7 protein-coding genes are annotated in these 8,953 nt (G+C 53.6%); 3 read left to right on the top strand and 4 right to left on the bottom strand.

All coding sequences use genetic code 11. From position 1 onward, the window contains the following. Window positions 1–729: hypothetical protein (locus GAP13_RS11810; RefSeq protein ID WP_503473384.1), on the top strand; the 729-nt coding region annotated here is incomplete at its 5' end. A 47-nt stretch (window positions 730–776) separates the two neighbouring features. Here GAP13_RS11810 and GAP13_RS11805 read toward each other — a convergent pair. Continuing rightward, window positions 777–1,325: a DUF4416 family protein gene (locus tag GAP13_RS11805; protein ID WP_158908513.1), complete on the bottom strand. Its 549-nt coding sequence runs from the start codon at window positions 1,323–1,325 to the stop codon at window positions 777–779. A 41-nt stretch (window positions 1,326–1,366) separates the two neighbouring features. Between GAP13_RS11805 and GAP13_RS11800 the strand changes: the two genes are divergently transcribed. Next, on the top strand, window positions 1,367–2,980 hold the full coding sequence (locus tag GAP13_RS11800) for a peptide ABC transporter substrate-binding protein (protein ID WP_158908512.1): 1,614 nt from the start codon (window positions 1,367–1,369) through the stop codon (window positions 2,978–2,980). A gap of 20 nt (window positions 2,981–3,000) precedes the next feature. Beyond that, window positions 3,001–4,116: a thymidine kinase gene (locus GAP13_RS11795; protein WP_158908511.1), complete on the top strand. Its 1,116-nt coding sequence runs from the start codon at window positions 3,001–3,003 to the stop codon at window positions 4,114–4,116. 30 nt (window positions 4,117–4,146) lie between these two features. On the opposite strand, the gene GAP13_RS11790 is transcribed toward GAP13_RS11795, so the two are convergent. From GAP13_RS11790 to GAP13_RS11780, 3 genes are all read right to left on the bottom strand, one after another. After that, a complete protein-coding gene (locus GAP13_RS11790; protein WP_158908510.1) occupies window positions 4,147–5,430 on the bottom strand; it encodes an alanyl-tRNA editing protein in 1,284 nt (427 codons plus the stop codon). Window positions 5,431–5,460: 30 nt separating this feature from the next. Next, window positions 5,461–8,361 carry a chromosome segregation SMC family protein gene (locus tag GAP13_RS11785; protein ID WP_442792390.1) on the bottom strand — a complete coding sequence of 967 codons (2,901 nt, stop codon included), beginning with the start codon at window positions 8,359–8,361 and terminating at the stop codon, window positions 5,461–5,463. A gap of 85 nt (window positions 8,362–8,446) precedes the next feature. Beyond that, window positions 8,447–8,953, bottom strand: a 507-nt coding sequence (locus GAP13_RS11780; RefSeq protein ID WP_158908508.1) for a PTS sugar transporter subunit IIA, incomplete at its 5' end; no start/stop codon positions are given.

Genomic DNA, 8,953 nt, shown 5'->3' with positions numbered 1-8,953 from the left:
CAGTACTTTCCGAACGAAATCCCCATTGCGGTGGGACGGACAAGCGGCTTCGTGCTCGATGTCAGTCACTGCACACGGCGGCGCTCAGGGAGCATGCGGCAGGACCAGAAGGCGAAGGCACAGGCGCTCTATTCGACGATTCGGCTCGAACGGGGTGGGATCGGCCGGTCATTCAGGGAGGTGCTGGCGACGAGCCTTGCTGTGCAGCCGCCACAGCCTCATAGGCCCTTCGTGCTGATCACCGATGAGAAGCCCGACTATGCGCGCCTCGTGCGGAAGCTTGCAGCCTACTGGGGTGAGGGAGAGGGGCGACTCGTGCACCTGAGGATTTCTTCACACTTGCCACGGACGATCCACAATCCACTCTTTTCTTCGAACTACACCGATCGCGAGCTCAGAAAGGACCTGGCGAACCACCATCGTGAGAGTGTCTGCTTCAACCGCAATGTCGCAAACGGCATGCTGCGCCTCTGGGCCTACCTTATGTGGCACAACTACTTAAAGCCCTACCGTATCCGCTGGCCGAAAGGCCGAAGACCCGCCACCCATGCCGAGGCGAGCGGCATCGATGCAACTGCGCTCGAGAACGTATATAGAAGCTTTTTCGAAGAACGGGCGTTTCTGACACGAAGCCCTTTGAGTCCGACGATGGCGAGAAGCTGGAAGAAGGAATGGCGGACACCGGGGAAAGAGAAGGCGGAGTATATTCCTAGGCTGGCGCTCGGTTGAACAGCTTGTGCTGGATTGTCGAGGTGCGTTCTTCTCAGTGCCCTCGTTTACACAAGGTTGAGAGCACTAGTGAGACGCTTCAAATCAGCCAGCAGCGCTGTGCGCAACTCGGAGAGCATCTGCCGCACCGGCTGTGAAGCCCAATCGGGATAGGTCCACGGAAGGGCCCTGAATTCGCCATGCTCGAACATCAGGGTAAGCTCAGCATAGATGCCATCGGACAAAGGGATGCGATGGGAGTGATCTTTTGTCGTTGCAAGGCAGAAGCGCGCGCTGCCCAGCATGCCAGGATCGAGATTGACTGTCCGCTTGCCATTTCGCGCTAGCTTTAGCTCGATCGCATTGGTCTGCCTTTTGATCGCAGCGAGCATAGAAGGGTCAACCAGCTGCTCGAACGCCCAGTAAGAACGCAGGATGGTATCGCCCATCTCCGGGCAGTAGTACCGCGTCCAGAGAAATAGCTCCTTGGCTGAATGAAAGCATAGCTGGCCATAGCGCTCAATCATTTCAGCCAGAGCGGCATTTTCAGCAGCCTCATCCGACGAAAGCACACCGACAACCAGGCGCTCCGGAACAAATGCTTTTTCAAGTCCCATCTTTATTGCCTTCCTCGCTATTTTATCGCATACTTGTATCTATGAACTCAAGGCTTGCGCTGGCTGTCTTTGCGATAGCAGCTCTGCTCGCGCCGATTGGCGCCCAGGAAACGGAATTTGTCACGGTGTATGGCGCTCAGTTGCCTCAGCTAGACCCTCAGAGGGCCCTTTTCTCCAATGAAGCGCAGATTCATACAGCTCTCTATGAGGGCCTCTTTACCTACGATCCGCAGACTCTCGAACCTGTCAGAGCGCTCGCCCAATCCTGGTCGCGCTCCATCGATGGCAAGGTCTATCGATTTTCGATTCGCGAGAATGCGCAGTGGTCAGATGGAACTGCGATTACCGCAGAGGATTTCGTGCGCTCCTGGCTCAGAATGCTCGATCTGAATGCTGAATACGCGACCTTTTTCGATATCATCGCAGGAGCACGTGAATACAGGCTCGGCACCGACCGCGTGGCTGATCATGTGGGCATAAAGGCGATCGATCCGATGACGCTCGAAGTGACGCTCGTGAGGCCAGCCGCCTATTTCACTCGTCTTCTGTGTCATCAATCATTTGCTCTCATTCATCCATCGATGATCGGGGTCAAGGATTGGAGAGCTGCCATCCCCTATCCAGTCAATGGCCCATACCGCCCCATTTCCATGACCGACAGCGAATTAGTGCTTGAAAAAAACGAGAAATATTGGGATGCTGCATCAGTCGAAATTCCTACGCTACGGATGATGTTTACCGATGACGACAATCTGGCGACATCGCTTTTCAACACTGGGCATGTACATTGGCTCGACGGTCCGGGCAACTATGAACAAGTGCTTCTCCAAACCGCTATTCAGGTATTTCCTATATATTCAACCCATTACTGGTTTTTCAACTGCGAGTTCGCACCATGGAATGACCAGAGAGTCCGCCGCGCCCTTGCGCTTCTTCTGCCCTGGGACACGATCCGCAGCAGCGACACCTACAGGCTGCCTGCAAAAACCCTTGTCCTGCCGCTCCCGGGCTACTCCAAAACAAAGGGCATAGAAAAAGCTGACAAAGAAGAGGCTAAAAAACTCCTTGCAGATGCTGGCTATCCGAACGGCCAGGGCTTGCCGGAAATCGTCATTGCGTTTGCGGATTACAAGCAGCCCCGCGCCATCGCGACTACCTTCAAAACCGAATGGGAGAAGGCCCTGGATCTTCATGTCACGCTCAAGCCAATGGCTCCTTCGTCATACTATGATAGTATCACAAACAGAGCGGACACAACTTCTTTTACGCTGGCGCATGAAACGTGGATCGGGGATTTTGCCGACCCTGAGGCCTTCCTGCAGATGTGGACAACCGGCGCGCCTTTGAATGTTGCAGGCTATGAAGACAAGGAATTTATGGACTACATGAATCAGTCCTATGCGGCGAACGACGATACACGCATGCAGCTGCTCTCCAAGGCTGAGACCGAGCTTCTGCAGGGAGCAGCGTGCCTTCCGATTTACCACAATTTCGCCGCCTCGATCATCGATGCCGAATATGTGCAGGGCTGGTACCAGAATGCACTCGATATCCATCCGTATAAATACTTGCATTTCGGCACGCCTAGCGTGAGCCCGAATGTCGCGGACGCGAACATGCCCGCAAAGGCCAGGCCGGTGTCGGCATTGCAATAAATCTATGCACAGGAACCATCATGCAGCCAAATGACGAAACAGGGGAATTTCTGAAAAGCCTTGGCTTTCCGCAGCTCAATATCCATTCCATGAGCCGCCATCACGATTTTGAATCGGCGGGCAAACGTGTGCTTGTGATAGGACCAATGGGTTCGGGCAAGACGGAATTCTCGGCGCGCATCTGGCGCGACAGCCGCGTCGCGCTAAAAAAGAAAGGCGCTGCAGCGCAGCTCACCAGTTCAGGCGTCGTCGATCGGCGGGATATCTTTGTTGTCCGCTCTGCCCTGGACAAGAGCCGCTTTCCGGATTATCCGGATGATGCCCTTGCGTACCGTGGCGGATACGAGCGCTGTGGCGACCGCATTGGCGCTGCGCATGATTCGTTCAGTCTCGAAATGCTCATTGCGGAAAACCCGCAAGTCGGCACGTGGATTATCGACGAAGCGGCTTTTTTTGACGAGCGCATTGCGTACCTAATGAAAGACGAGGCAGAATCGCGCGGCCTCTCGTTTATTCTCCCCACGCTGGTACTCAATTTCCGCCGCGAAATCTTCAATCAGACTGCAAGGCTCCTTTTGGAGACCGCAACCGACATCATTCCCCTCACCGCTTACTGCGAGCATGAAGAATGCCTCAAGGATTCGCTCTACACCTACCGTTACTACCTGATTGACGGCGAGGAATGCCCTGCGCTCTACTTCGACCCTCTCATCATCATTGGAGGAGACCGCACCAAGCACGACGGGAAAGAACCGAATTACTGCACGCGCTGCGACGAGCATCATTATTTGCCCGGCAAGGAATACACCTTTTTTACGCTGAAACCTTTCGGAGAACTAGCCGCGCGCGGCAACATCGCGCCACTACTAGCAGAGCTGAATGCGCTTGTTGGCAATATCGAGGAATCAAGGCTCTATGCTTCTATTTCCAGCCGCTGCGTTGAAGGGCCCGGGAGGGAAGTCCAGATGAACGCCCTCAGGGTGCCGTGCATCGCAGAGCGCGCGCTCGTGTATCTGTATGCCGAGCAAAATCTGCTCTCTGAAGAGCAGATGCGCTACTTTATCGACGAGCTCAATCTCGACAGAGAATATTTAAGCCAGCGCCTCGCGGATAACAGGCGTCCACTTGCATTATAAATGCTGAGGGCTTACACAAGGTTGGAAACACTAATCAGACAACGCAGCAAGCGCCTGTTTCGCTTCTTCCGCAAAGCGCGCAAGCTCACTTTCAGAAGAAAAGCTTGCCCGGAAAAAGGCTGGCCCGCCGCCGCCCTTGCCGCCAAATTCTGCAAGCTTCGGCTTGAGCATGCCAGCGAGAGAAAGAAAACCCGCGACCTGCGGCACTTGAATAATTATTGTTTTATCTGATAAAGAAATAGCGATAGCAGCTCGACCAAGCTCCGCTGCAGCCTTAGCCAATTCGGCAGCGCTGTCTGCCCCTTCTTCATCAAGCCTGAACTCAAGCACCTCATGCGGCGCAGCTTGAGACGCTGCAAGTTTTGCCTCGGCGGCCGCCCATGTTTGCGTGCTTTTTTTCAATGCGCGCTCCAGAGCCGCAATTTTACCCAAGATATCGAACACTCGAGCGGAGATTCCGCCAATGCCCACGCCGAGCGCAGAGGCTGTCTTTTTCGTCTCCTCGTAAGTGGCGGAAAGCAGCCTTACCGCGCGTGCACCAGCGGCAAAATATACGCGCACATTGCCCTTGTACCGCTCGAGAGACAGAATCTTAATCGCTCGCAGCTGCCCTGTGCGTTCCACATGGGTGCCCCCGCACGGCGACCAGTCATATCCTTCAATTTCCACCACACGGATGACCGCTTCGTCTGTAGGCGGTTTTTTTCTCAATTTGAAAGCCGCAATATCCTCCGGCGGGCAATAATGCACGAGAACTGAAGCATCGCACGCAATCCAGTCTTCGATTTTCGCCTCGATGTCGGGCAATGGCAATTCCTCAGGGTTTTTGGCAGAAACATCGATAGTGGAATATTCAGTCCCGAGGTGGAAAGAGAGCGTATGTATCCCATATTCCTGCTCAAGCACCGCTGACAGCAAATGCTGGCCAGTGTGCTGCTGCATATGGTCGAGGCGGCGCTGCCAGTCGATGCGGAGATGCACGCGGTCGCCGGGCTTCAGCGGGTCATGAGGCTTCAGCGGGCTACCCGGATTCCCCGGTAGCTCGACAAAATGCCAGATGTGTCCATCGATTTCCTGCACATCGATAACGCGCAGGTCATCGATAAAGCCCGTGTCCGGTGGCTGCCCTCCTCCCTCCGGATAGAAGACCGTTATATCGAGCAGGACGCGCAGAGATTCAACCCCGCTCTTCGCTGCGGATGCGTCTGCGGATACATCTGCGGCGCCATATTCGATTGCCTTTATTACAGCATCTGCTTCCTGAAGCCATGGATTCTGGTAAAACAATCTTTCGCTAAGCGCATGCGCGTTCATGCAAAGCCCCTCTCTGTCATCAAAACCCGCTTAAGCAGGCGCATTTGCCGATTTAGCCTGGTCATCCAGCTGGCGGCCATCTTCATATTCGACTTCTTCTTCCTGAAATGGCTCGTCGGGCAGGTATACCGGCCGAACAACTCCGTTATCATTCTGTACCCGAATTGCGATCGCTTTTGTCACGCCGGATTCTTCCATTGTGACGCCAAGCAGCGTGTCTGCTCCGGCGACAGTCTTTTTGTTATGGGTAATCACGATGAATTGGCTTGCTGTCCCAAATTCCCTCAAGAGATTGACGAACCGGATGATATTCCCTTCGTCGAGCGCTGCATCGATTTCGTCCAGGAAGCAGAAAGGCGATGGCTTCACCATATAGGTCGCAAACAGAAGCGCGATTGCTGTCAGCGACCTTTCGCCGCCTGAAAGCAACGATATATTCTCCAGTTTTTTGCCGGGCGGCTGTGCATAGATTTCAATACCGCTTTCCAGTACGTGGTCTGTATCCAGAAGGCGCAATTCCGCCCGTCCGCCGCCAAAGAGACGCCTGAACATGTTGTGGAAATTCTTTTTAATTCTGTTATAGGTATCGATAAAAAGCTGCGCACTTTCGGTTCGTATCTCGTCGGTAATCCGCACAAGATCGGTACGCGCATGCACAAGGTCTTCATATTGCCCTGAGAGAAAATCGTAGCGCTGTTTGACTTCCTCGAATTCCTCCGGAGCCATCAGATTGACCGAGCCGAGCGCAGCAAGCGTCGCTTTGATCGAGGTGAGCTCTTCACGAATTTCGCTTATGGGCTTTCGAATTTCGTACATGCGCGACTCGAAGGAAAGAAGGTCTCTGGAATACAACTCGGTGAATGTATCCTTGAGGTTTCTGATTTCGGTTTCGCTCTGCGCGACCGCCATGTGCAGGTTCTCGAGCTCTTGCTGAAGTGCCTGCATTTTCTGCTCGAGTTCCGAGGATTCCTTGCGGCGCTCGGCGAGGTCTGACGTGCGCTGGCTGATGGAAGCTTCGAGTTCGGCCATTTCCTCCGACAAGCGGCGGCCTTTTTGCTCGATTTCGGCAAGCTCCTCCTCGAGCGATTCGATCTCTTCCTGAAGTTCTTGTTGCCGTTTCTGTTCCCCAGCCAGCTCGCTCGCAATTTCATGCCTGTAGGCTTCCTGGCCTGCGATTTCCCGTCTGAGCACGGAGAGCGCATCCTGCGCGGCTTCCATCTGGGCCTGGATCTTCGCTTTTTCCAGCCTTGCCTCTTCGAGCGTTTTTCGGTAGGTTTCGATTTTTCTGGACAAGTCGCCATTCCGGCTCGAAAGAGCCTGGTTCTCTGCTTCAATTTCCTTAAGGCGTACAGCGTGCGCCAGTATCGCGGCATCAATGCGACGCTTCTGAGTCATGACGCCTTCTGGAGCAACCAATTCGTTCAAAAATGTGGGCGCAATCGCGATATAGCGCGTAAAATCCTGCTCAAGCGATTTTGAAAGCAGCGAAAGCGCACGCAGATCAGCGCTTATTGTATCGATTTGCTGGGCACGCTCCTGGGCGTTCATGGCTGGAAGCGTTTTCGCCAGGTCCTCGAGCCTCTGGGCACGCGCGGCAGTCGAGGCTGATATCTCAAGAATTGCGCGACGAATCTGCGCTTCGAGATCCTGTCGGGCTTCTATCTGCGATTCCGACTGACGCAGCCGTTCGTCGACAAGCTCGGCGATGCGCTCGGTGATTGCATCGAGTTCCTGCCGCAACTGTGAAGTCTTTTGCGCGATTTCCGCGGATTCGCTTGCGTTCTGGCGGATTGTCTCCTCATTTGCTTTGACCGACAGCGCTGCGGCGTTGATATTTTCATCGAAGGTATGAATATTCGCGTCGACTTCGCGGACGCGAGCCCGATATCCGGCGTATTCTGCTTCTTTTTCGCCTTCTTCGTCGCGGAGAGATTCAATCTTGGAAGCAATGGCGCGGTCACGTCCTTCAAGTTGTTCAATCTTGGCCTTCAGTTCGCGCACACGCTCTGCAAGGAGGATCTTCTGCTTTTCCTTGCCATTTTTCTCCACCGCCAGGCCGTAGAGCAACTTCTGCATTTCGACGAGCTTGGCCTCGAGTTCATTCACCAGATCGAGACCTTGGGACATCGCTTCGCTCATGCGCTCGATCCGCTGAACCAATTCCTCGCGTTCCTTTTTTTTCTGGTCAAAAAGAGCGCTGTTCCGATCGCGCTCCCGCACATGCTGTCGCAGGCGGACGAGGTAGAGATCGAGCTCGGTTTCGAAAATCTTTTCTTTGAGCGAGCGATATTTGATTGTTTTGTCGGCCTGGGATTTCAGATTCTCGTAGGACCTCTTCACTTCGGCTACGATGCTTTCGATCTGGCGCATGTTCTCTTCGGTCTTAGCCAGTTTTTGCTCTGCTTCGCGGGCTCGCACCTTGTGCTTGGTAATCCCCGCAGCTTCTTCAAAGAGATAGCGGCGGTCTTCGGGTTTGGAAGATAATATCTGGTCGATGCGCCCCTGCTCCAGCACGGAATATGCTGACTTGCCGACACCTGTATCCCAGAACAGCTCTCTTACTTCTTTGAGTCTTGCTTGCTTGCCGTTTATGAAATATTCGTTTTCGCCAGATCGGTACAATCTCCGCTTTATTTCGATTTCCGGGACATCGAGAGGGAGCACTTCGCCGTCGTTGGCGAGCGTGATCGATACTTCTGCCACAGAAAGAGGACGCCTGTTCTCGGTGCCGTTGAAAATGATGTCTTCCATGGATTCTGCGCGAAGGCTTTTTGCCGATTGTTCGCCGACAACCCATTTTATGGCATCGACAATGTTCGATTTGCCGCATCCGTTCGGGCCGAGTAATGCAGAAATTCCCGGCGAAAATTCGATGCGCACTCTGTCTGCGAAAGATTTGAATCCAAATATTTCGAGGCTTTTCAGAAACACAAAGTCATTCCTTTCTTGCAAAATAAAAAGCACCCGCAGAGACGCCATTGCGTGCTGCAGGTGCTCATCGATCTCCCGGACAGCGTTACTCGTCCTGTCGTATCAAAAGATCATATGCTTCCTGCGCTGACTTACAGCTCAGAAGCCCGTCCCGTAACTCTACTACCTTGAGCCGCGCCGAGAAGAAAGAGAGCGTCTGCAAGTAATATGCATGCTGATTATACGCTGCAGCAATCATGAATAGAAGCCTGACAGGCACATCATCGAGCGTCTGAAAATCCTGGATATCGCACCTGGAAATTCCGATCGAAACAACTAGATCGGTCACTGAATTGAGCCTTACATGAGGAATGGCAATGCCTTTCCCGATTGCTGTGCTCATGAGTTCTTCGCGCCGCAGAATCTCCGAAATAAGCTCCTGCTTGTTCTTGATTTGTGGAGCACTTGCGAGGTTTTCCGCAAGCGCCATCAGCGCGTCTCGCTTGGAAGGATAATTCAGGAAGAGAATGCGGTCAGGTGAAATGATATTCTGGATCCTTACGCTGCTGATCAGGGCTACAGGCCTGTTCGACGAAAGGCGCTCGTTTACCCA

Origin of the sequence: Rectinema subterraneum (genome assembly GCA_009768935.1) — a bacterium.
GTDB classification, from domain to species: domain Bacteria; phylum Spirochaetota; class Spirochaetia; order Treponematales; family Rectinemataceae; genus Rectinema; species Rectinema subterraneum.
This window is presented reverse-complemented; position numbering and strand designations above follow the sequence as displayed.